Source organism: Amycolatopsis sp. NPDC049253, from assembly GCF_040678995.1.
In the GTDB taxonomy this organism is placed as follows: domain Bacteria; phylum Actinomycetota; class Actinomycetes; order Mycobacteriales; family Pseudonocardiaceae; genus Amycolatopsis.
In genome coordinates this window covers 1-22332 of sequence record NZ_JBFAQX010000021.1, presented here as the reverse complement: position 1 = coordinate 22332, position 22332 = coordinate 1, and the positions used below count along the sequence as shown (strand labels likewise).

Below are 22332 nucleotides of genomic sequence, written 5' to 3'. Positions count from 1 at the left end.
CGGTCGTCTTGTGCGCACATTCCTCCGGCGGAGCGGTCGCGTCGTACGCCCTCACCAGCCGCGCCAACGTCATGAAGGTCGTGTACCTGGCCGCCTTCGCACTCGACCGCGGCGAAGCCCTGCTCGGCGGTCACGGCTCGATCGGTGGGCCGGCTGCGCGGGCAGGCGCTCGCCGCGTTCACCGAGGAGGTCGGCGAACCTTCGTGGCGGACGGCGCCGTCGGCCTACGTCGTGTGCACCGACGACCAAGCCCTGTCACCGGAGGCCCGGCGCCGGATGGCCGCCCGGATCGGCGGCGAGGTGCCTGAGCTGGACGCGAGTCATTCGCCGAACCTGTCGAACCCCGCGAGCCGTGGCGGACATCCTGAAGTCGGTGTGACGATCACGGTTCGGGACGGATGGCCCGCGGCCGCCTCGCTGAGTAGCGTGACGGCTGATGAGTGAACGCACCTGGGGCTTCCGCACCCGCGCCCTGCACGCGGGTGGCACGCCCGACCCCGCCACCGGCGCGCGCGCCGTGCCGATCTACCAGACCACCAGCTTCGTGTTCGAGGACGCGGCCGATGCGGCCAACCTCTTCGCACTGCAGAAGTACGGGAACATCTACAGCCGCATCGGCAACCCGACCGTGGCCGCGTTCGAGGAGCGCCTGGCGAGCCTCGAGGGCGCCATCGGCGGCGTGGCGACGGCGAGCGGCCAGGCCGCGGAGTTCCTCACCTTCTCCGCGCTGGCCGAGGCGGGTGAGCACATCGTGTCCGCGAGCGGCCTCTACGGCGGCACCGTCACGCAGCTCACCGGCACGCTCAAGCGCTTCGGCGTCGAGACGACGTTCGTCAACGGCGGCATCGAGGACTACGCCAAGGCCGTCACCGACAAGACGCGGCTGATCTACACCGAGGTGATCGGCAACCCGTCGGGCGCCATCGCGGACCTGGCCGGGCTTGCCGACCTCGCGCACTCGCACGACATCCCGCTGGTCGTCGACGCGACGCTGGCGACGCCGTACCTGTGCCGCCCGATCGAGCACGGCGCGGACATCGTGCTGCACTCGGCCACGAAGTTCCTCGGCGGCCACGGCACCACGCTCGGCGGCGTGGTCGTGGAGTCGGGACGCTTCGACTGGGGCAACGGCAAGTTCCCGCGCATGACCGAGACCGTCGACTCGTACGGCGGCCTGAAGTACTGGGAGAACTTCGGCGAGTACGCGTTCTGCACGCGCCTGCGCGCCGAGCAGCTGCGCGACATCGGCGCGGTGCTCTCGCCGCACTCGGCGTTCCTGCTGCTGCAGGGCGTGGAGACGCTGCCGCAGCGGATGGACGCGCACGTGGCCAACGCGAAGGCCGTGGCGGAGTACTTGAACGCCGACCCGCGCGTGGCCTGGGTTTCCTACGCCGGGCTGCCCGACCACGCCGATCACGAGCTGGCGCGCAAGTACCTGCCGGCCGGGCCGGGCGCGGTGTTCTCGTTCGGGGTGAAGGGCGGCCGGGCCTCGGGTGAGAAGTTCGTGGAGTCGGTGGAGCTGCTGTCGCACCTGGCGAACGTCGGCGACGCCCGCACGCTCGTGATCCACCCGGCCTCGACCACGCACGCGCAGCTGTCGGACGACCAGCTGGCGGGCGCCGGCGTCGGCCCGGACCTGATCCGGCTTTCGGTGGGGCTGGAAGACGTCGAGGACATCCTGTGGGACCTCGACCAGGCTCTCGACAAGGCGGTGGCCTCGGAATGAGCACGGCGGTGAACTACGACGTTTCGGCCGTGGAGCGGCAGCGCATCCTCGGCCGCACGCGGTCGGTGACGGTGATCGGCGCGTCGGCCAACCCCGCGCGGCCGAGCTACTTCGTGGCGACGTACCTGACGTCGTCCACGCGGTACGAGGTCAACTTCGTGAACCCGCGCCTCGACACGCTGCTCGGCCGGCCGGTGTACCCGACGTTGGCCGACGTGCCGGGTGAGATCGACCTGGTGAGCGTGTTCCGCAAGCACGACGACCTGCCGCAGGTCGCCGAGGAGGTCATCGCGGCGGGCGCGCGCACTCTGTGGCTGCAGCTGGGCCTGTGGCACGAGCAGGTGGCCGATCGCGGCCGCGAGGCCGGGCTCGACGTGGTGATGAACCGCTGCGTGAAGATCGAGCACGCGCGCTTCGCCGGCGGCCTGCACCTGGCCGGCTTCAACACGGGTGTGATCAGCTCGCGGCGCCAGTCCACCCCTTAACGGACGGCCAGCGGGACCACGACCACGGCGGCGATCAGCACCACGAACCCGCCGATCGCCACGGGATTGCCGAAGTTCAGCGTCCAGCCGAGGCCGAACCGCTTGGGCACGAACACCGCGTGGTCGGCGCGGTTGACGTAGAGCAGGCCGCCTTTCCAGAAGCGGTCGTCGTCGCGTTCGACGGCGTCGCGGGGCGGTTCTTCCGCGGTCTCCAGCCGGCTGCCGCCTTGGCCGTAGCGGACGGCGAAGACCAGCAGGCCCGCGGCGCCCACGAGCGTCGGCAGGATGATCGGCACCACCGGGATCGCCGCCGGGGCCGACCAGATCCGGCCCGCCGCCAGGGCGATCGTCAGGTTGGCGCACGCGCCGAAGACCAGCAGCACGCGGGGCAGGGCCGTGACGAAGCGCCGGTGCTGACTGGCGCTGGCTCTCGGACGGGCCGGGTCGAGGTCAGGCCGGAACCGCGGCGCGGTGTAGCCCAGTGCGAAGAACAGCACCGTGAGCCCGGCCTGCACGACCACCAGGCCGAACGCGCTGCCCACCGATTTCGCGGCCGTGCGGTCGGGGACACCGGACGCGTTGTAGTGCAACGTCAGCGTCGCCGGCAGGTCCGGGTAGCGCACGACGCCCACCACGACCGTCGCCGCGAGCACGAGGAGCGCGGGGACGGCCCACAGCCACGGGAACGGCGGGCGCGTGACCCGGGAGGTGTCGGCGCTGACCGTCTGGCGCAGGCCCTGGTACCAGTCCTCGCGCTGCTTGGCCGAACGGATCACCGCGCGCGCCCGCACATACGCCGGCGTGACGACCCCCAGCAGCGCCACGGCAACGAGCACCGGCACCAGGACCTGCTGCACGAGCACGCCCGCGATGAGCCCGGCGACCACCAGTGCGGTCCCGGCCACGCCCACCCACCAGCGGTAGATCCGCCGCTGCTCGGCGATCAGCGGGTCGTCCACGCGCGCCGCCGGCACGCGCACACCGAACGGCACCGTCGGCTTCGCCACCGAGGGCATCACCCACGCACTGGCCAGCAACAGCACCGGAACCAGCAGGTCCTGCAGGACGATCATCCCGATCACGCGCGCACCTCCTCGAACGCCCGCAGCGTCGTTTCGCAGTGGCCGAGGACTTCGCGTTCATCCAGCCCGTGGGCGATCGCCTCGGCCAGCAGGGTCTTCAGCCGCGCCTGCCAGTCGGCCGCGAAACCCGCGGTCGAGACCCGCTGCACCACCGCGCCGCTTTTCCGGGTGATCAGCAGCAGCCCCTCGCGCCGCAGCTGGTCGTAGGCCTTGTTCACGGTGTGGAAGTTGATGCCGAGGTCCACGGCGAGCTGGCGCGTCGAGGGCAACGCGTCGCCGTCGGCGAGCTCGCCGGCCGCGATCGCCTCGACCACACGGTCGTGGATCTGCTGGTAGATCGGGACCTCGCTGGTGAGGTCGACGTCGAGGATCATCGGTGCTCCAGGAAGGTGCGCAGGGCGGTGACCACGCTCGGGTCGAGCACCTGATCGTTGACCGGCGTACCGGACGCGTGCTGGAAGTGGTCCACGGGCAAGGGCCGCGGCACCGTGTGCAGGGCGGCGGCCAGCGGCAGCGTGGTCCGGCAGGGCACCTGGGTGTCCCGCGTTCCGCACGTCAGCAGGACACGCATGCCCGGTCGCGCGATGGACGGCGGGTACACCGCGTCGTCGCTGCGGACGAAGTTGATGTCGACGGGGCTGAAGATCGCCTGCTGCAGGAAGGTCGCGAGCTGGGCGCTCATCCCCGTGTAGTCGAGCGGGCGGCCGGCACGGAAGTCGGTGATCACTCCGGTGAGCGCGGCCTGGTCGGAGGTGGTGACCTGGGCGTCGAGCTGGATCTTCAGCAGGTCGAGCAGCCGGAGGTCCTGCGGTGCGAGCAGCACGAGGCTTTTGACGCGGACGTGTCCCGCCACCAGCATCGCCTGCAACCCGCCTTCGCTGTGCCCGACGATCGACACGTCGTCGCGGTCGACCTCGGGCTGCCTGGCCAGCGTCTGTTCGGCGACGACGGCCTGCCTCGTGAACGTCGGCAGATCCAGCGTCGCCGGGTCCAGCCCGCCGAGCCCTGTGCGGCCGGTGCCGTACTTGTCGAACCGCAGTGTGGCCACGCCGTCCTGGTCCAGGACGTCGGCGAGCAGCTTCAACGTTCCCGGCGTGACCGCGGGCGGCTCGTCGCCGTCGCGGTTCGTGGGGCCGCTGCCGGGGAGCAGCAGCGCCGCCGGGACGCGCTTCCCGGCCCGGTGCGCCGGGACGTGCAGGATGCCGTAGGCGGTCACCCCGTCGGACACGAACTGCACTTCCCGATCGGACGCCGCCACCGTGCCCGGCTCGGCGGCTGCGGCTCCGCTCGTCACCAGGACGACGGCCGTGAGGAACACGGTGAGGCTCATGGGTCTGTTCTACAACTCATAGAACAGATGCACAAGCCTCACCTACGCGACCTGCGGCAGACCACTGCGCCCCACCGTGGCGTTGGGTGCCGTGAACGCAACCAACGCCACAGTGGGGTGGTCCTGCCCAGGGGGACTGGTCAGGCCCGTGAGAAGGTGGCGGCATGGCCAAACCGACCCCGCTGCAGATGCGCAACGCCCTGGCCGCCGTGTTGATGGCGGCGGGGTTCATCTGGAACGTCGTGACCGGCGGACCGTGGTGGCTCGGGGCGATCTTCGCCGTCGGCACGCTGCTCTCGTGTGCCTCGATCTACCTGAACCGGCCCGGCGCGAACTCCTAGAACCTCTCAGGCCGTCGTTTCGGTGAACCGAGTGGTGACGGCTTCGCGGCCGCGTTTGGTGAGCTCGCCGTAGAGGCGCAGGCGGGCGAGGCCGCCGTCCGGGTAGATGTCGAGGCGGGCCTCGGTGATCTGCGGGCCGTCTTCGAGCGCGAAGCGGTGGCGGGTGTCCGGCTGCAGGCGGGTGCGGGGAAGCAAGGGCACCCAGTCGCCGTCGTCGAGGCGGCCCGACAGCGCGGCCCAGCCCGGCGCGTTGCCCTTGAGGTTGCTCGTGTCGATCTCGGCGAAGCGGACGATGCCGGCGCCGGCGAGGCGCACGGTCACCCAGTCGTTGCCGTCGTCGCGGCGGCGCGCGGTTTCCCAGCCCTCGGCCTGGTGCGCGGCGAGCCCGGGCGAGAACAGGTTGCTGGGCGACGAGTAGAACATGTTGCTGCAGCCCGTGACCACGCCGCCGTTGGCCAGCGCGGCGAGGTCGAGCGAACGCGGGTCGAGCAACGCGGGGTCGGGCACCGGCGAGCCGTGCACGCGCAGGCGGGCCACGCCGCCGTCGGGATGTTGCGTGAGGCGGACATGCGTGAACCGCCGGGGCGACGACACCTTGAAGAAGTTCTCCGCGTCACCGACCACCGGCTCGTGGTCCACCAGCACTTCCCAGTCCACTTCGGACAGCTCGGCCGCGCTCGGGTAGCCGGGCACCGACACCGCTTCCACCGACACGAACGGCGGGTAGTTGCCCTTGAAGAACGCCGTGTCCACCACCACGCCCGACACCACACCGGCGACGCCGAGGCGCAGCACGGCCTGGTCGTCACCCGGTTCGCGGTGCCGGCGCGTCTCCCAGCCGTCGTAGACCTGGCCCTTCGGCCCGAACGTCTCGGCCCGGTGCGCGGGACGCCACGGGTTGACGAGGTTCTCCTTCTCGGCGAACAGCTCGTCGCTCGCCCACATCACCGTGCCCCCGAACACGCGGGAAGCGAGGTCCGGCTGGGCTGTCCACTCGGGACGGTCGTGCGACACGTGGTCCTCCATCTCTAGCAGTTCCCCCTGGTCAACAGCTCTCCCCGCGGCTCGTCGCCGGTCACCGGCGAACCCCGCAGCCACGTGCCGCGCACCACGCCGGCCAGCGGCCGCTGGTCGTACGCGCTCACCGGGTTGCGGTGCTTCAGCGCGGCCACGTCGACGACGAACGCCTCGTCGGGCGCGAACACCGAGAAGTCGGCGTCGTAGCCCACGGCGAGGTGGCCCTTGCGCGTCATCCCCACCTGCGCCGCCGGGCGTTCGGCCATCCAGCGCACCACGTCGGCGAGGCCGAACCCGCGTTGGCGCGCCTGCGTCCACACCGCGGGCAGCCCCAGCTGCAGACTGGAGATCCCGCCCCACGCGAGGCCGAAATCGCCGGTGTCGAAGCGTTTCAGCTCCGGCGTGCAGGGCGAGTGGTCACTCACGATCGTGTCGATCACGCCGTCGGCGAGGCCTTGCCACAACAGTTCCCGGTTGGCCGCCTCCCGGATCGGCGGGCAGCACTTGAACTGCGTGGCGCCGTCGCGGATCTCCTCCGCGACGAAACTCAGGTAGTGCGGGCACGTCTCCACCGACAGCGCCACGCCCTCGCGGCGCGCGTTCGCGATGAGCGGCAGCGCGTCCGAAGAGGACAGGTGCAGCACGTGCGCGCGGGCGCCGGTACGCCGGGCCGCCTCGATCACGTGCGTGATGGCCAGGTTCTCGGCGCCACGCGGGCGCGAGCCGAGGAAGTCGGCGTACTTCTCGCCGTGCGGATCCGGTGCGGCGTCGATGGCCTCGGAGTCCTCCGCGTGCACGATCATCAGCGCGTCGAACGAGGTCAGCTCGCGCAGCGCCGCCTCCAGGCCCGTGGCGTCGAGCGGCGGGAACTCGTCGACGCCGGAGTGCAGCAGGAAGCACTTGAACCCGAACACGCCCGCCTCGTGCAGTGCGCGCAGATCGCCGGTGTTGCCCGGGATCGCGCCGCCCCAGAAACCGACGTCCACGTGCGTGCGCCCCGAAGCCGCCTTGCGCTTCACCTCCAGCGCGGCGACGTCGACCGTCGGCGGCAGGCTGTTGAGCGGCATGTCGACGATCGTCGTGACACCGCCGGCGGCGGCCGCGCGCGTCGCGGTCTCGAAGCCCTCCCACTCGGCCCGGCCGGGGTCGTTCACGTGCACGTGGGTGTCCACGAGCCCCGGCAGCAGCACCTCGTCGGCCGCGAGCTCGACCACACGATCACCGGGCAGGTCGACGATCCCCCGCTCCAGTGCGACAATCCGGCCGTCGTCGACCCCCAGCGTCGCAGGGCCTTCACCGGCCGCCGTCACCGCACGTGCGGCGCGCACCACGAGATCCATCTGCGGGCACACTCCTTCTCCTGTCGGCAAGACCGGCAGGTTGTTTCACAGTACGGAAAGTCTCTTTCGCCAACCGAGATTAACCACGACGCTCTCACCTCGTCAACGCCTCGCTCCCCACGTTACGGTCACCAGGTGGAGCTAGAAGCCGAGTTCACCAGCGAACCCTTCCAGGGCGAGGGCGCCCCGCCCGAGCACGCCGTGAGCGCTCGCGACGCGGCCCGAGACGCCGGGCTCGACACCGACTTCGGTCCACTCGGCACACTCGCGCGCGGCTCGGCCGACCAGCTGATGAACGCGCTGCCGGCCATCGCGCGGGCCGCGCTCGAAGGCGGCGCCACGCGTGTCACCGTCCAGCTCCGGCGCACCGACGAACCCGCGCCGACCCCGCCCGTCGAGCTCAACACCGCACTGGCCCGGCTCATCGCCGACGTCGAGCGCGAGCTGGGCGCGAAGCTCGGCGACCTCGACCGCCCGGACAAGCAGCGGGCGGTGCGGCTCTTGCGCGAACGCGGCGCGTTCAGCCTGCGGAAATCGGTGTCCGCGGTCGCCGAGGCACTGGGCGTCACGCGCTTCACCGTCTACAACTACCTCAACCGGGAAGTGGACTGACCAGCGCTTTCAACAAAATGTTGACGGCGACGCGAGGGCGCCGTACCGTCGGCAGGCACCAGCTCCCCCGCAGCGAGGAGATCCCGTGCCACTCGCACTCGCCGAGTTCAACACCGCCGACGCTGCCGACGTGCGGCCCGCGCTCACGGCCTGCCTGGCCGTGCCGCGCTGGGTCGACGCGGTGCTCGCGGGCCGGCCGTACGCGGACTTCGACGCGCTCCTGACCGCCGCTGAAAAAGCCACTCCCCTGCACCGCGACGAGGTGAGCGCCGCCATCGCCGCCCACCCGCGGATCGGGGAGAAGCCGACGAGCACGGGCGCCGACGCCGAGTGGTCGCGCTCCGAACAGTCCGGTGTGGACAACGCCGGCGAGTTCGCCGCCGCCAACGCCGAGTACGAGGCCCGCTTCGGCCACGTGTTCCTCGTGTGCGCCGGCGGCCGCAGCGGCGCGGAACTGCTCGCGAACCTGCGGTCGCGGCTGGGCAACGACCCCGAGACCGAACTCGACGTGGCGGGTGCGGAGCTGGCAAAGATCGCCGCGCTGCGCCTGCGGAAAGCGATTGACGCATGAGCTTGGTGACCACGCACGTGCTCGACACGGCCGCGGGCAAACCCGCCGCCGGCATCGCCGTGCGCTTCGAGCGCGTGGACGGCACGGGCGGCACGCCGATCGCCGAGGGCGTCACCGACGACGACGGCCGCGTCCGCGACCTCGGCCCCGACACGCTCGAACCCGGCGTCTACCGGCTGGTCTTCGACACCGGCGCCTACCTCGGGCCCGAAGCGTTCTTCCCCGACGTCACCATCGCGTTCCGCATCACCGACGGCAGCTCGCACCACCACGTGCCGGTGCTGCTGAGCCCCTTCGCCTACTCGACCTATCGCGGGAGCTGACCGTGGGAATCTCCTTGGGCCCCAACCAGTACGGCAAAGCGGAGGTCCGCCTGGTCACCGTCCGCCGCGACGGGCCGGTGCACCACCTGCGCGACCTCACCGTGTCCACGGCCCTGCGCGGCGACCTCGCCGCCACGCACCTGACCGGCGACAACAGCGCCGTGCTGACCACCGACGCGCAGAAGAACACCGTCTACGCCTTCGCGAAACAGCAGGACGTCGGCGAGATCGAGGACTTCGCGCTGCGCCTGGGCCGGCACTTCGTGGCCGCGCAGGAGGCGATCACCGGCGCGCGCGTCACGGTCGCCGAGCACGCGTGGGAACGCATCCCGGTCGACGGCAGGCCGCACGACCACGCGTTCAGCCGCTCCGGCGGCGAGAGCCGCACCACCACCGTGACCGTGCACGCCGACCGCGCGTGGGTGGTGTCCGGCGTGGACGGTCTGACGGTGCTCAAGTCGGGCGGCTCGGAGTTCCACGGCTTCCCGCGCGACGAGTACACGACCCTGGCCGAGACCGACGACCGCATCCTCGCCACCGCCGTCACCGCGCGCTGGCGCTACGACGGAGATCCCGTCGACGTCGACTGGGCCAAGAACCACCAGGAGATCCGGCGGACGCTGCTGCAGGCATTCGCCACGAAACACAGCCTGTCGTTGCAGCAGACCCTGTACACGATGGGTGAGACCGTGCTGCTCGCACGGCCCGAGGTCGCCGAGGTCCGGCTTTCCCTGCCGAACAAGCACCACTTCCTCGTCGATCTGAGCCCCTTCGGCCTCGAGAACCACAACGAGGTGTTCTACGCCGCCGACCGTCCGTATGGCCTCATCGAAGGCTCCGCGGTCCGTGACGAAGCCGAAGAGCCCGGCCCGGCCTGGACCGACGCCGTGCTCTAGCCCCGAATCCCCACCGGGAGAGCACATGTCAGAACGACCATCCCGTCATCCCGTCGATGTGCGCCCGAAGTGGCCGCAGCTCGTGCTCGGCGGAATCCAGCACGTGGCGGCGATGTACGCCGGCGTGGTGGCCCCGCCGCTGGTGATCGGCGCGGCCGTCGGGCTCTCGCCCGGGCAGCTGAGCCTGCTCATCAGCGCGTCCCTCTTCACCGCCGGCCTCGCGACGCTCCTGCAGACGCTCGGCGTGTGGCGCTTCGGTGCGCGGCTGCCGCTGGTCAACGGCGTCACGTTCGCGTCCGTCGCGCCGATCCTCTCGATCGCGCAGCAGCACGTCGGCAACGCGCTGGGCGTCGTCTACGGCGCGACGCTCGTCGGCGGCGTGTTCGTGGTGCTGGCCGCACCGTTCTTCTCCAAGCTCACACGGTTCTTCCCGCCGGTGGTGACGGGAACCGTGATCACGCTCATCGGCGTCTCGCTGCTGCCCGTGGCCGTGCAGTGGATTTCGGCGCAGCGACCGGCCGCGCGGCCGAGCGGGTTGCTGCTGGCGGGCGTCACGCTGGTCGCGGTACTGGTGTTCACGCGGTTCCTCAAGGGTTTCTGGAGCCGGATCGCGCTGCTGCTGGGTCTGGTCGCCGGGACGCTGCTGGCGTGGCCACTGGGCGAAGTCGACACATCGACACTCAACCAGGCGCCCGTGTTCGGCATCGCGACACCGTTCCACTTCGGCGCGCCGGTGTTCGACATCGCGGCGATCGTGTCGATGCTCATCGTGATGCTCGTGGTCATGGCCGAGAGCACGGCCGACCTGCTGGCGCTCGGCGAGATCGTCGGACGGCCCACCACGAGCCGGACCCTGGCCGACGGCCTGCGCGCCGACGGGCTCGCCACCGCCGTGAGCACGGTGTTCGGCGGGTTCGCGTGCACGGCGTTCGCGCAGAACATCGGGCTGGTGTCGTTGACTCGGATGGTCAGCCGGTACGTGGTCGCGGCCGGCGGCGTGGTGCTGGTGGTGCTCGGCGCGCTGCCGGCCACCGGCGGGATCGTGGCGCTCGTGCCGCAGCCGGTGCTGGGCGGGGCCGGGCTGGTGCTGTTCGGCAGCGTGGCCGTGAGCGGCGTGCGGACGCTGGCGAAGGCGTCGTTCGAGCATCCGGGCAACGTCGCGATCGTGGCCGCGTCGTTGGGCGTGGGCCTGATTCCCATCGCGGTGCCGGGTTTCTACTCGGGATTTCCGCCGGCACTGCAGGTGGTGCTGAACTCCGGCATCAGCGCGGGCTGCCTCACGGCCGTGGTGCTGAACCTGGTGTTCGGCGAACGGTTGATAGAACGCTCTACCGCCCCGGAGCTATCCTCGGTGCCGTGACAGGCACGAAGGACCGCATCCTGGCCGCGGGCGCGGAGCTGTTCCGCCGCGGTGGCTACACCGGCACGGGCGTGAAGCAGATCGTCGAGAAGGCCGGCGCGCCCTTCGGCTCGCTGTACCACTTCTTCCCCGGCGGCAAGGAACAGCTCGCCGAAGAGGTCATCCGCACGTCGGGCATGGAGTACGCGCAGCTGTACGACCTCTTCATCGCCCCGGCGCCCGATGTCGTGAGCGGCATCGAAGCCTTCTTCGCCGCCGGCGTGACGACCCTGCTGGACACCGACTACGTCGAGGGCTGCCCGATCGCCACGGTGGCGCTCGAAGTCGCGACGACGAGCGAACCGCTGCGCCAGGCGACGGCCGACGTGTTCGCGGCGTGGATCGACGCGGGCACGGAGAAGTTCGCCGCGTTCGGCCTGCCGGCCGAGCAGGCGCGGGTGCTGACGATCGCCCTGATCACGAGCCTGGAGGGCGCCTTCGTGCTGGCGCGCTCGATGCGTTCGCCGGAACCGATGGCGGTGGCGGGTGCCGCCGTGGTCGACGTGGCCCGCCGGATCCTGGGCGAGCTGGGGCACGACGGGAAGAAGCGCTAGCGGTACTCGGGCGTCCAGCGGGCTCGCCGGACCGTTTCGGCGAGGTTGTCGTTCGCCGGCGCAACGCCGTCCTGCACGGCCTGCTCGGCGACCGCGATGGCGATCCGCGTGGCGACTTCCGGCACGTCGTCCCACGCCGGCAGCAGGGGTTCGTCCGGGTCGGCGAGGGCGGGTGACGCCTCGCCGAGCGTCTTCGCGGCGACGCGCATCATCGCGTCGGTGACGCGGGTGGCGCCGGCGGCCGTGACGGCCAGGCCGATGGCCGGGAAGATGTAGACGTTGTTGCACTGCGCGACGCGGCGTTTCCGGCCGTCGCGCTCCACCGGGCCGAACGGCGAGCCGGTGGCGACGAGGGCGCGGCCGCCGGTCCAGAAGTCCAGCTCACGCGGGTGCGCCTCGGCGCGGCTGGTGGGGTTGGAGAGCGGGAAGATGATCGGCCGCTCGGTCTTCGCGGCTAGCTCGCGTACGAGGTCCTCGGTGAACGCGCCCGCTGCCGTCGAGAGGCCCAGCAGCACGCCGACGTCGACGTTGTGCACGACGTCGGCCAGCCCGGTGCCGGTCCAGCCCCGGGTTTTGGCGGCCGGCTGGGCGAACCGGCGCTGGCTTTCCGACAGGTCGGTGCGGTCGTCGGTCAGCAGGCCCACGATGTCGACGACCCAGATCCGCCCGGCCGCCTCGGCGTCGGACAGGCCCTGCGCGACCATCTCCTGGCGGACCATCTCCAGCACGCCGATCCCGGCCGAGCCCGCCCCGAGCATCACGACCTGCTGCTGGGACAGCGGCCGCCCGGCCACCTTCGCCGCGCCGTGCAGCGCGCCGAGCGCGACGGCAGCCGTGCCCTGGATGTCGTCGTTGAAGGTGAGCAGGCGGTCGCGGTAGCGCTCGAGGATGGGCTCGGCGTGCGCGGTGGCGAAGTCCTCCCACTGCAGCAGCACCTCCGGCAGCTCTTCGCGCACCGCCGTGACGAAGTCGTCGACGAACGCGTAGTACTCGTCGTCGCCGATGCGCCGGTGGCGCCAGCCGAGGTACTGCGGGTCTTCGAGGCGCTCGACGTTGTCGGTGCCGACGTCGAGCACGATCGGCAACGTGCGCGCGGGGTCGATGCCGCCGATCAGCGTGTACAGCGACAGCTTCCCGATGGGGATGCCCATGCCGCCGATGCCCTGGTCGCCCAGCCCGAGGATGCGCTGGCCGTCGGTGACCACGATGACGTCGACGTCTCGCCACGGCCGGTTCCTGAGCACTTCCCTGAGGTGTTCGCGGTCGGGATAGGCCACATACAGCCCGCGCGGGCGCCGGTAGATCTCGCTGAACCGCTGGCACGCCTCGCCGACGGTGGGCGTGTAGACGATCGGGAGCGTCTCCTCGAGGTGCTCGGCGAGCAGCCGGTAGAACAACGTCTCGTTGCGGTCCTGCAGCCCGCGCAGGAACACGTGCTTGTCCAGGTCGGCCTGCTGGCGCGCGAACTCGGCGTAGGTGTGCGCCACCTGCTCGCCGATCGTCTTCTCCGCGACCGGCAGCAGCCCGAGCAGGCCCAGCTCCCGCCGCTCGTCGTGGGTGAACGCGGTGCCCTTTGTGGTGAGTGGGTCGAAAAGGCGATCGTGTCCGCGGTCCGGCATGCGCGCTCCCCGTCTGATCCACATCGGACGTTCTGCCTCGACTCAACCACGGTGCCGTGTCGTCCGCCAGCCCGCCAATCACCAACCCGACACCACGGCACGGACTGCTTTCGCAGGCTCGGAACCGGCAATCGCGGTCCCGCTTGACCGCCACGGTGGACGAATACCTGAGATCGAAGGCGGCCCGGTCGACGGTGAGCGGGTCCGCGCCGCCGGTGGTCCCGCGGCGATGGCCGCACGGGCCCAGGTTCCCCGGTGTGCGACCGCCCGTCAGCGCGCTACCAGCGAATTCGCCGGGCCCTACGTCCCCGTCAGGTGTTCCGGCCTGACCGGCACCCGGGTGAGCGCCAGGCCCGTCGCGGCGCGGATGGCGGCGACGATGGCCGGGGTGGAGGAGATGGTGGGTGGTTCGCCGACGCCGCGGAGGCCGTAGGGGGCGTGGGGGTCGGGGCGTTCGAGGACGTCGATGGACATCGGGGGCATGTCGAGGGCGGTGGGGATGAGGTAGTCGGTGAAGGAAGGGTTGCGGACGCGGCCGGCGTCGACCTGGATTTCCTCCATGACGGCGAGGCCGAGGCCCTGGGCGGAGCCGCCCTGGATCTGGCCGAGGACGGCCTGTGGGTTGAGGGCGCGGCCGACGTCCTGGGCGCAGTCGAGGGCGACGACCTTGACCAGGCCCAGCTCCACGTCCACGTCGACGACGGCGCGGTGGGCCGCGAAGCCGTACTGGACGTGGGCGGTCCCCTGACCGGTGACCGGGTCGAGCGGATACGTGGGACGGTGGCGCCATTCGACCGTCTCGTCGAACGTGGAGGAGCCCAGCACCGACGCGAGATCCGCCAGCACCACGCCGTCGGCCGCGACGAGCTTGCCGCCGGCCGCGCGCGTCGAAGCGGGAAGCCCGGCCTGGGACAGCAGGCGTGCGCGCACGGCGGCGGAAGCGGCCTGCACGGCGCCGCCGGTCACGTAGCTCTGGCGCGACGCCGACGTCGACCCGCCGTTGCCGATGGAGGTGTCCATGGGCAGCACGGTCACCTGCTCCACGCCCAGCTCGGTGCGCACGATCTGCTGCATGATCGTCACGAGCCCCTGCCCGACCTCGCACGCCGCGGTGTGCACGGTGGCCGCGGGCTCGCCGCCGACGAGCTGCAGCCGCACGCGCGCGGTGGAGTAGTCGTCGAAGCCCTCGGAGAAGCAGACGTTCTTGATCCCCACGGCGTACCCGACGCCGCGTACGACGCCTTCGCCGTGCGTGGTGTTGGAGACGCCGCCGGGCAGGTGGCGCAGGTCGAACGAGCGCGCGGCGGGCAACGGCCTGGCGCGCAAGCGGTCCAGCAGCTCCGCGACGGGCGCGGCCGAGTCCACGACCTGACCCGTCGGCATCACGGCACCCTCGGTCATCGCGTTGCGGATGCGCAGCTCGACCGGGTCGAGGCCGCACGCGGCGGCCAGCTTGTCCATCTGCGACTCGTACCCGAACGCCGCCTGCACCGCGCCGAAGCCCCGCATCGCGCCGCACGGCGGGTTGTTCGTGTAGGCACCCCAGCAGTCGACCGCCACGTTGTCCACTGTGTACGGTCCGACGCCGAGCGTCGCCGCGTTGGCCACCACCGCACCGGTGGACGAGGCGTACGCGCCGCCGTCGAGGAACAGGCGTGCGCGGACGTACACGAGCCGGCCGTCGGAGGTGGCGCCGTGCTCGTAGTACATCTTCGCCGGATGCCGGTGGACGTGGCCGTAGAAGGATTCCTCGCGGTTGTAGACCATCTTCACCGGCTTGCCGGTGTGCAGCGCGAGCAGGCAGGCGTGCACCTGCATCGACAGGTCCTCGCGGCCGCCGAACGCCCCGCCGACGCCGCCGAGGGTCAGCCGGACCTTCTCGACCGGCAGCCCGAGCGCCGCGACGATCTGCTGCTGGTCCACGTGCAGCCACTGCGTCGCGACGTACAGGTCCACGCCACCGACCGTGTCCGGCACCGCGAGCCCCGACTCCGGCCCGAGGAAGGCCTGGTCCTGCATGCCGACCTCGTACACGCCGGACACCACGACGTCGGCCGGCACGTCCGCCGAGCCACGCCGGATCCGCACGTGCCGCACCACGTTCCCGCCGTCGTGCAGCGACGGACCCTCGCCCCGCACCGCCGCCTCGGAGCTGGTGACCGGCGTCAGCTCCTCATATGTCACCTTGATGCGCTTCATCGCCCGCCGCGCCGTCTCCGGGTGGTCGGCGGCGACGAGCGCCACGGGCTCGCCCTGGTAGCGCACGACGTCGTCGGCCAGCACCGGCTGGTCGGCGTGCTCCAGCCCGTAGCGGTTGACGCCAGGCACGTCCTCGTGGGTCAGCACCGCGTAAACCCCTTGCACCGCAAGGGCTTCCGTGAGGTCGATCCCGATGATCCGCGCGTACGGGTGGGGGCTGCGCAGGGTCGCGCCCCACAGCATGTCCTCGTGCCACAGGTCCGAGGAGTACGCGAACTCGCCGCGCACCTTCACCGTGCCGTCGGGCCTCGGCGCGTCGGCGCCGACGCCGTTCGTGGTGCCGGTGGCCTGCGAAGTGGTGGTGGTCGTCATCGGTCCTCCCGCAGCCGGGCGCTCGCGGCGGCCAGGTCGCGGGCGATCACGGACTCGTCCTCCTCGCGCAGCGCGCCGTGCTCCACCACCGTCCGGCCGCCCACGAGCAGCCGCGCCAACGGCGGGGTCGCCCCCAGCACGAGCGCGGCTACCGGGTCGGTGATGCCCGCGTAGCTGAGCCCCGACAGGTCCCACACGGCGAGGTCGCCGAGCTTGCCGGCCTCGATCGCGCCCAGCTCGGCCTCTCGCCCGAGACAGCGCGCGCCGCCCATCGTGGCGAGCCACAGTGCTTCCCGGGTGGTCAGCGCCGTCGGCCCACCGCGTTGGCGAGCCTGCAGCAGCGCCTGGTGCAGCTCTTCGCCGAGGCCGCCGGACTCGTTGGACGCGGCGCCGTCGACCCCGAGGCCCACGGGCGCGCCGGCGTCCAGCAGGTCGCGCACGGGAGCGATGCCCGCGCCGAGGCGGCCGTTGGACGTCGGGCAGTGCGCCGAGCCCGTGCCGGTGGCGCCGAAGCGGCGGATCGCGTCGGGCGAGAGGTGGATGGTGTGCGCGAGCCAGACGTCACCCGCCAGCCAGCCGAGCTTGTCCGCGTACTCGGCCGGCGTGCAGCCGACCTCGGCCAGGCACTGGCGTTCCTCGTCGAGCGTCTCGGCCAGGTGCGTGTGGAGCCGCACGCCCTTGCGGCGCGCCAGGTCCGCCGCGCCGGTCATCAGCCGCTCGGTGACGGAGAACGGCGAGCACGGACCGACCGCGATCCGCAGGTGCGCGTCGGGCGACGAGTCGTGGAACCGGTCGATCACCGCCTCCGTGCCGAGCAGCGCGGCATCGGTGCCCTCGACGAGGTTGTCCGGCGGCAGGCCACCGTCGGACTCGCCCCGGTCCATCGAGCCGCGCACGAGGTGCAGCCGCACACCGATGCGCTGCCGGGCCGCGACGAGCGCCTCGACCTGGTCGCCGCCGTCGCGCGGGAAGACGTAGTGGTGGTCGGCCACGGTCGTGCAGCCGGTGAGCGCGAGCCGCGCCATCCCGGCGGTGCCGGCGGCGTGCGTGATCTCCGCGTCGAGCCGGCCCCACACGGGGTAGAGCGCGACGAGCCACTCGAACAACGTGTGGTCGGCCGCCATCCCGCGCGTGGCCCACTGGTAGAGGTGGTGGTGGGTGTTGACCAGGCCCGGCGTGACGAGGCAGCCGGACGCGTCGACGTGCTCCTCGGCGTCGCCGGTGAAGGTGCCTTCGCCGACTTCGGCGATCACGCCGTTGTCCACGAGCACATACCCCGAGTCGTACTCGGGGCCGCTGACCGTGGCGATCGCGGCGTTCTCGACGACCGTCCTCATGCGACGCCGCCCTTCACAACGGCGGCCGCGCGCACGGCGTCGAGGATCTTCTCATACCCCGTGCACCGGCACAGGTTCCCGGCCAGCGCCTCACGGATCTCCTCGTCGCTGGGCCGGGCCACGCGGTTGAGCAGGTCGTGAGCCGCGACCACCAGGCCGGGCGTGCAGAAGCCGCACTGCACGGCGCCGTTGTCCACGAAGGACTGCTGCACGGGATCCAGCTCGTCGCCCTCGGCGAGCCCTTCGACCGTCCGCACGGAGCGGCCCTCGACCTGGCCCGCCGCGACGAGGCACGAGCACACCGGCACGTCGTCGAGGTACACCGTGCAGGACCCGCATTCGCCCTGTTCACAGGCGTTCTTCGAGCCCGGCAGGCCGAGCCGCTCGCGCAGCACGTAGAGCAGGCTCTCGCCTTCCCACACGTCGTCGGCCTCGCGGGCCTCGCCGTTGACGGTCACGTTCACGCGCACGTGCGCTCACTCCCCCGGTGTTCCTCCCAGGCCCAGGTCAGCGTGCGCCGAGCGAGCACGGCCAGGGCGTGTCTGCGGTAGTCCGCGCTGCCGCGGACGTCGTCGATGGGTGCGGCGGCCTCGGCCACGAGCTCGCCGAAGCGCCGTTTCAGCGAGTCCGCCAACGCCGCGGGCGCGTCCCACGGCAGCTCGGCGGCGAGGAACTCCTCGGCCGCGCGGGCCCGGCGCGGGGTGGGTGCGGCGGACCCGACGGAGGCGCCGACCTCGCGCTTCGCCGGTCGCAGGTTCACCGCGAAGGAGCAGACGGCGATCACCATCGCGTTGCGCGTGCCGACCTTCGCGAACTGCTGCGGACCCGCGTGCGCGGGCAGGTGGACGGCGGTGATCAGCTCGTCGGGCTCCAGCGCGTTGCGCTTCACGCCGAGGTAGAAGTCCTCCGCCGGGAGCAGCCGTGTCCCCCGGACGGACGCGACCTCCACGCGCGCGCCGAGCGCGAGCAGCACGGGGTGCGTGTCGCCGGCCGGTGACGCGGCGCCGAGGTTGCCGCCGACCGTGCCGCGGTTGCGGATCTGCGGCGAACCGACCGTGCGCGAGGCCATCGCCAGCGCGGGCAACGGTTCACCCAGCTCGGTGATCACGCGCGAATAGGGCACGGCCGCACCGAGCCGGACCGTGCGTTCCGAAAGCGTGCTGCCCGACAAGGTGCCGTCCGAAGTGGACCACTCCGCCAGCTCCGCGACACCGGTGAGATCGAGCAGCGCGGCCGGGCGGCGGTGGTCGAAGTTCAGCTCCACCATCACGTCCGTGCCGCCGGCGATCGGTACCGCGTCGGGGCGTTCGGCCTTCATGGCCAGCGCCTCGGCCAGATCGGCGGGTCGCAGGAAATCCACGCTCGAGCTCCTCCCCACGGGCTGATGCCCCAGTACACGCCGAACGCGCCCGCGCGGCAACGGTGCCCCGCCATGAAAGCCGCCCCAGCGGAAGACCACCCGTTTGTGCTTTCCTACAAGTCTGATGACGACCGTGAGAACCCTGCTGGACCTACCCGGCCTGCGCCCGCACCCGAGCACCGCCGAGGACCTGCTCGACCGGGCCGTCACGCGGATCTACGTGACCGAGCTGCCGGACCCGGGCCGCTACCTGACGGCGGGCGAGCTCGTGCTGTCCGGGCTGCTGTGGTGGCGCGGGCCGGGCGACGCCGAGCCGTTCGTGGCGGCGCTCGCGGCCGCGGGTGCCGCCGCGCTGGCCGCGTCGGGCGCCGACGCCGGGGGCATCCCGGAAGACGTCATCGACACGTGTGCCCGCCACGGCGTCCCGCTGCTGGAGGTGCCACCGGACCTGTCGTTCGCCGTGGTCACCGAACGTGTGGTGCTCGCGCTCGCGGCCGCCGCCGACGGGGCCCGCAAACGCTTGCTCACCGCCGCCGCGGAGGACGCGCCACTGGAGGAGCTGCTGGCTCGCGCGGCCGAAGAGCTGGGCACGGCGTGCTGGGTGCTCTCGGGCGTGCCCCGCGTGGTGGCCGGCACGGCGCCGCTGCCGGTGTCGGCGGCCGAGCCCGTGCGCCAGTTCGCCGCCGCCCGCGCCCGGCCGACGGCGGCGGGCGGCCTGACCGTGCTGCCGGTGGAGAGCCGCCACGCGGTGCCGTGGCTGCTCGCCGTCGACGGACCGCTGAGCACCGCGCAGACCGAGCTCGCCGAGGAGCTGGCCGGGTTCGTCGGGTTGGCCCGCGCGCGGTCCCGGCGGTCGCCGGCACCGCTCGGCGGGAACGTCCGCGCGGTCGCGCTGCGGACGGCAGACAGCGAGGAGGCCGACGACGTGCTCGCCGAGCTCCTGGCCACGACAGGCTCGGCCCCCTTCCCCGAAGCGATCCCGCCCACCGGCAGCGGCGACCACACCCAGGCGCTCGCCCTCGTCGCCGACGACGGTTCGTGGCCCGCCGGCTGGGCCGGCGACGCGGTGACCGCTCTGTCCACAGTCGAACCTCTGCTGCGCGCGACGCGGATCCTCGCCGGTGTCAGCGATCCCGTGCCCGTGGCGGAATCCCGCGGCGCGTTCGAAGTGGCGCGCCACGCGCTTTCCCTTGCGGCCGACCGGGAAGGCGATGTGGTGGTCGTGCCCGCCGCCGCGCTCGGCGTGCACCAGCTGCTGCTCGCCGGCACGTCCACCGACCTGCGCGCCGCGTTGCGCCGGCGCCTGCTCGGCCCGCTGCTCGACTACGACGCCGAGCAGCACTCGGATCTCGTGCGCACGGTGCGTGTGTTCCTCGAATGCTCCGGCTCCCCCACGCGCGCGGCGAGAACCCTGCACATCCACGTGAACACCCTGCGCTACCGCATCGGCCGCGCCGCCGAGCTGCTCGGCGTGGACCTCACGGACTTCGTCGCGCAGGTCGACGTCTACCTGGCGCTGACCTCGGAGTCCTGAACCGCCGTGAAGGGCACCTTCAGGGAATCAGGTGCCCTTCACGGACTTGCGGTCAGAGAGCCTTCGCGGCCCGATCCGCGACCAGCTTCAGGAACCGGCCCGGGTCGGCCAGCTCGCCACCCTCGGCCAGCAGCGCCATGCCGTGCAGCAGCTCCGCCGTCTCGGCCAGCGAACCGTCGGCCGGGTTCTCCGCGAACGCCTTGCGCAGCCCCGAGACCAGCGCGTGATCCGGGTTGAGCTCCAGGACCCGCTTGATCTGCGGCAGCTCCTGGCCCATCGCGCGGTACATCTTCTCCAGCGTCGGCGTCATGTCGCCCGAGTCGCCGACGATGCACGACGGCGAGGTGGTCAGCCGCGAGGAGAGGCGGACCTCCTTGACGCTGTCGGTGAGCGTCGCCGACATCCACTTGAGCAGGTCCTCGTACTCGGCCTTCTGCTCGTCGGACGTCTCGTCGCCACCGAGGTCGACCTCACCCTTGGCCACGGACTGGAACGGCTTCTCCTCGAACCCGCCCACGCCGTCGACCCACATCTCGTCGACCGGGTCGGTGAGGATGAGGACCTCGTACCCCTTGGCGCGGAACGCTTCCAGGTGCGGGGAGTTCTCGATCACCGTGCGCGACTCGCCGGTGAGGTAGTAGATGTGCTCCTGGCCTTCCTTCATGCGCGAGACGTAGTCGCGCAGGGAGGTCGGCTTCTCCGCGTGGTGCGTGGATGCGAACGACGAGATCTCCAGAATGGCCGGGCGGTTCTCCGGGTCGTCGAGCAGACCCTCCTTGACCGCGCGGCCGAACTCGCGCCAGAACGTCGCGTACTTCTCGGCGTCCTCGGTCATCATCGTCTTGATCGTGGAGAGGATCTTCTTCTCCAGGCGCCGCCTGATCGCGCGGATCTGGCGGTCCTGCTGCAGGATCTCGCGCGAGACGTTGAGTGAGAGGTCCTGCGCGTCGACGACACCCTTGACGAAGCGCAGGTAGTTCGGCATGAGCGCTTCGCAGTCGTCCATGATGAAGACGCGCTTCACGTACAGCTGCACGCCGCGCTTCGCGTCCCGCATGAACAGGTCCATCGGCGCCTGCGACGGAATGAACAGCAGCGCCTGGTACTCGAACGTGCCCTCCGCCTGCATGCGGACGGTCTCGAGCGCGTTGTTCCAGTCGTGGCTGATGTGCTTGTAGAACTCCTGGTACTCCTCGTCGGAGACTTCCGACGACGGGCGGGCCCAGAGGGCCTTGCGGGAGTTGACGGTCTCGAACTCCGGCGCGGCCGGCTCTTTCGCGGCTTCCTCGGTGCCTTCTTCGGCGGCGTCGAGGGGGCTGGGCTGCTTGGCCATCCGGACGGGCCAGGTGATGAAGTCGGAGTAGCGCTTGACGATCTCGCGGACCTTCCACTCCGACGTGTAGTCGAAGAGGTGGTCCTCGTCGTCGGCCGGCTTGAGGTGCAGGGTGACCGCGGTGCCCTGCGGGGCGTCGGCGACCGGCTCGATCGTGTAGGTGCCCTCACCTTCGGATTCCCAGCGGACGCCGTCGGTGGTGCCGGCTTTGCGGGTGGTGAGGGTGACCTTGTCGGCGACCATGAAGCTGGAGTAGAAGCCGACGCCGAACTGGCCGATGAGGTCCTGCGAGCCGGCCGCGTCCTGGGATTCCTTGAGCTTGCGGAGGAACTCGGCGGTGCCCGATTTCGCGATGGTGCCGATCAGGTTCACGACGTCGTCGCGGCTCATGCCGATGCCGTTGTCGCGGACGGTGAGGGTGCGGGCGTCCTTGTCGAGGGTGAGCTCGATGTGGAGGTCCGAGGTGTCGGCTTCGAGGTCCTTGTCGCGGTAGGTCTCGAGGCGGAGCTTGTCGAGGGCGTCCGAGGCGTTCGAGATGAGCTCGCGGAGGAAGATGTCCTTGTTCGAGTAGATCGAGTGGATCATCAGCTGGAGCAGCTGGCGGGCCTCGGATTGGAATTCGAGGGTTTCGGGTTGTGTCGGTTGAGCGGCTGCTTCTTGAGACATGGTGTCGCGTTTTCCTTTCCCACCCCACACCAGAAAGACGGCCGCGAGCCTACCTGGGGTGGGTTGGGTGGGTTGGGGGTGTTGGGCTTCGCGGGGTGGGTTGGGGTGTGTGTGGGTCGGGGCCTCGCGGGGCGTGTTGCGTTGGGAGGCACCCCGAAGCTGGATTGTGTTGACGGCCGGCGAGCTGTTGTCAAGGCGGGAAAGCGTGCCTTGACAACAGCTCGCCGGCCGCAAAA

General features: G+C 71.4%; 22 protein-coding genes. 11 read left to right on the top strand and 11 right to left on the bottom strand.

The features are described 5' to 3' along the window. Positions 1-144 precede the first annotated feature (144 nt). Genes AB0K15_RS34180 through AB0K15_RS34170 form a run of 3 tightly spaced genes read left to right on the top strand, consistent with a single transcriptional unit; the run spans position 145 to position 2211 of the window. Positions 145-444 (top strand): alpha/beta fold hydrolase, encoded by a 300-nt coding sequence (locus AB0K15_RS34180; RefSeq protein ID WP_364059987.1) that lies wholly within the window; start codon positions 145-147, stop codon positions 442-444. Next, the gene (locus AB0K15_RS34175; protein WP_364059984.1) at positions 437-1726 is read left to right on the top strand and encodes an O-acetylhomoserine aminocarboxypropyltransferase/cysteine synthase family protein; all 1290 of its coding nucleotides are present in this window, start codon (positions 437-439) and stop codon (positions 1724-1726) included. The genes AB0K15_RS34180 and AB0K15_RS34175 overlap by 8 nt, the downstream gene beginning before the upstream one ends. Before the next feature lie 8 nt (positions 1727-1734). Next, positions 1735-2211, top strand: coding sequence for a CoA-binding protein (locus AB0K15_RS34170; RefSeq protein WP_364060308.1), 477 nt, complete (start codon positions 1735-1737; stop codon positions 2209-2211). Here AB0K15_RS34170 and AB0K15_RS34165 read toward each other — a convergent pair. Genes AB0K15_RS34165 through AB0K15_RS34155 form a run of 3 tightly spaced genes read right to left on the bottom strand, consistent with a single transcriptional unit; the run spans position 2208 to position 4623 of the window. After that, positions 2208-3284: a DUF5808 domain-containing protein gene (locus AB0K15_RS34165; protein WP_364060305.1), complete on the bottom strand. Its 1077-nt coding sequence runs from the start codon at positions 3282-3284 to the stop codon at positions 2208-2210. The two genes, AB0K15_RS34170 and AB0K15_RS34165, sit on opposite strands and share 4 nt — an antisense overlap. Before the next feature lie 5 nt (positions 3285-3289). Next, a complete protein-coding gene (locus AB0K15_RS34160; RefSeq protein ID WP_364059981.1) occupies positions 3290-3667 on the bottom strand; it encodes a GntR family transcriptional regulator in 378 nt (125 codons plus the stop codon). Continuing rightward, positions 3664-4623, bottom strand: a complete 960-nt coding sequence (locus AB0K15_RS34155; RefSeq protein WP_364059978.1) for an alpha/beta fold hydrolase — start codon at positions 4621-4623, stop codon at positions 3664-3666. Before AB0K15_RS34155 ends, AB0K15_RS34160 begins: the two co-directional genes overlap by 4 nt. Positions 4624-4787: 164 nt before the next feature. Here AB0K15_RS34155 and AB0K15_RS34150 point away from each other — a divergent pair, with 164 nt between their 5' ends. After that, positions 4788-4964 carry a hypothetical protein gene (locus tag AB0K15_RS34150; protein WP_220237786.1) on the top strand — a complete coding sequence of 59 codons (177 nt, stop codon included), beginning with the start codon at positions 4788-4790 and terminating at the stop codon, positions 4962-4964. A gap of 6 nt (positions 4965-4970) precedes the next feature. Here AB0K15_RS34150 and alc read toward each other — a convergent pair whose 3' ends face one another. Further along, positions 4971-5990 (bottom strand): allantoicase, encoded by a 1020-nt coding sequence (alc, locus tag AB0K15_RS34145; protein ID WP_364059975.1) that lies wholly within the window; start codon positions 5988-5990, stop codon positions 4971-4973. A gap of 2 nt (positions 5991-5992) precedes the next feature. After that, the gene (gene allB, locus AB0K15_RS34140) at positions 5993-7321 is read right to left on the bottom strand and encodes an allantoinase AllB (RefSeq protein ID WP_364059972.1); all 1329 of its coding nucleotides are present in this window, start codon (positions 7319-7321) and stop codon (positions 5993-5995) included. A gap of 135 nt (positions 7322-7456) precedes the next feature. Between allB and AB0K15_RS34135 the strand changes: the two genes are divergently transcribed. From AB0K15_RS34135 to AB0K15_RS34110, 6 genes are all read left to right on the top strand, one after another. Next, a complete protein-coding gene (locus AB0K15_RS34135) occupies positions 7457-7933 on the top strand; it encodes a helix-turn-helix domain-containing protein (RefSeq protein WP_364059969.1) in 477 nt (158 codons plus the stop codon). An 85-nt stretch (positions 7934-8018) separates the two neighbouring features. Further along, complete coding sequence (uraD, locus tag AB0K15_RS34130; protein ID WP_364059966.1) at positions 8019-8504, top strand: 2-oxo-4-hydroxy-4-carboxy-5-ureidoimidazoline decarboxylase; 486 nt, start codon at positions 8019-8021, stop codon at positions 8502-8504. Continuing rightward, the gene (gene uraH, locus AB0K15_RS34125; RefSeq protein WP_364059963.1) at positions 8501-8827 is read left to right on the top strand and encodes a hydroxyisourate hydrolase; all 327 of its coding nucleotides are present in this window, start codon (positions 8501-8503) and stop codon (positions 8825-8827) included. Before uraD ends, uraH begins: the two co-directional genes overlap by 4 nt. Before the next feature lie 2 nt (positions 8828-8829). Further along, a complete protein-coding gene (pucL, locus tag AB0K15_RS34120; RefSeq protein ID WP_364059960.1) occupies positions 8830-9723 on the top strand; it encodes a factor-independent urate hydroxylase in 894 nt (297 codons plus the stop codon). A gap of 25 nt (positions 9724-9748) precedes the next feature. Further along, positions 9749-11083: a nucleobase:cation symporter-2 family protein gene (locus AB0K15_RS34115; RefSeq protein WP_364059957.1), complete on the top strand. Its 1335-nt coding sequence runs from the start codon at positions 9749-9751 to the stop codon at positions 11081-11083. After that, on the top strand, positions 11080-11676 hold the full coding sequence (locus AB0K15_RS34110; protein ID WP_364059954.1) for a TetR/AcrR family transcriptional regulator: 597 nt from the start codon (positions 11080-11082) through the stop codon (positions 11674-11676). The genes AB0K15_RS34115 and AB0K15_RS34110 overlap by 4 nt, the downstream gene beginning before the upstream one ends. Here the strand turns inward: AB0K15_RS34110 and AB0K15_RS34105 are convergent. From AB0K15_RS34105 to AB0K15_RS34085, 5 genes are all read right to left on the bottom strand, one after another. Continuing rightward, the gene (locus AB0K15_RS34105) at positions 11673-13295 is read right to left on the bottom strand and encodes an NAD-dependent malic enzyme (protein WP_364059951.1); all 1623 of its coding nucleotides are present in this window, start codon (positions 13293-13295) and stop codon (positions 11673-11675) included. The genes AB0K15_RS34110 and AB0K15_RS34105 overlap by 4 nt on opposite strands. Positions 13296-13595: 300 nt before the next feature. Beyond that, entirely contained in the window at positions 13596-15866 is a 2271-nt protein-coding gene (gene pucD / locus AB0K15_RS34100) for a xanthine dehydrogenase subunit D (RefSeq protein WP_364059948.1), read from the bottom strand. After that, positions 15863-17203 (bottom strand): 8-oxoguanine deaminase, encoded by a 1341-nt coding sequence (locus AB0K15_RS34095; protein ID WP_364059945.1) that lies wholly within the window; start codon positions 17201-17203, stop codon positions 15863-15865. The genes pucD and AB0K15_RS34095 overlap by 4 nt, the downstream gene beginning before the upstream one ends. Then, positions 17200-17673, bottom strand: coding sequence for a (2Fe-2S)-binding protein (locus AB0K15_RS34090; protein WP_364059942.1), 474 nt, complete (start codon positions 17671-17673; stop codon positions 17200-17202). Before AB0K15_RS34090 ends, AB0K15_RS34095 begins: the two co-directional genes overlap by 4 nt. Continuing rightward, a complete protein-coding gene (locus AB0K15_RS34085) occupies positions 17664-18563 on the bottom strand; it encodes an FAD binding domain-containing protein (RefSeq protein WP_364059939.1) in 900 nt (299 codons plus the stop codon). Before AB0K15_RS34085 ends, AB0K15_RS34090 begins: the two co-directional genes overlap by 10 nt. A 124-nt stretch (positions 18564-18687) precedes the next feature. Between AB0K15_RS34085 and AB0K15_RS34080 the strand changes: the two genes are divergently transcribed. Then, complete coding sequence (locus AB0K15_RS34080; protein ID WP_364059936.1) at positions 18688-20097, top strand: PucR family transcriptional regulator ligand-binding domain-containing protein; 1410 nt, start codon at positions 18688-18690, stop codon at positions 20095-20097. Between the two features lie 52 nt (positions 20098-20149). Here the strand turns inward: AB0K15_RS34080 and htpG are convergent, their stop codons facing one another. After that, the gene (htpG, locus tag AB0K15_RS34075) at positions 20150-22096 is read right to left on the bottom strand and encodes a molecular chaperone HtpG (protein ID WP_364059933.1); all 1947 of its coding nucleotides are present in this window, start codon (positions 22094-22096) and stop codon (positions 20150-20152) included. Between the last annotated feature and the right edge of the window lie 236 nt (positions 22097-22332).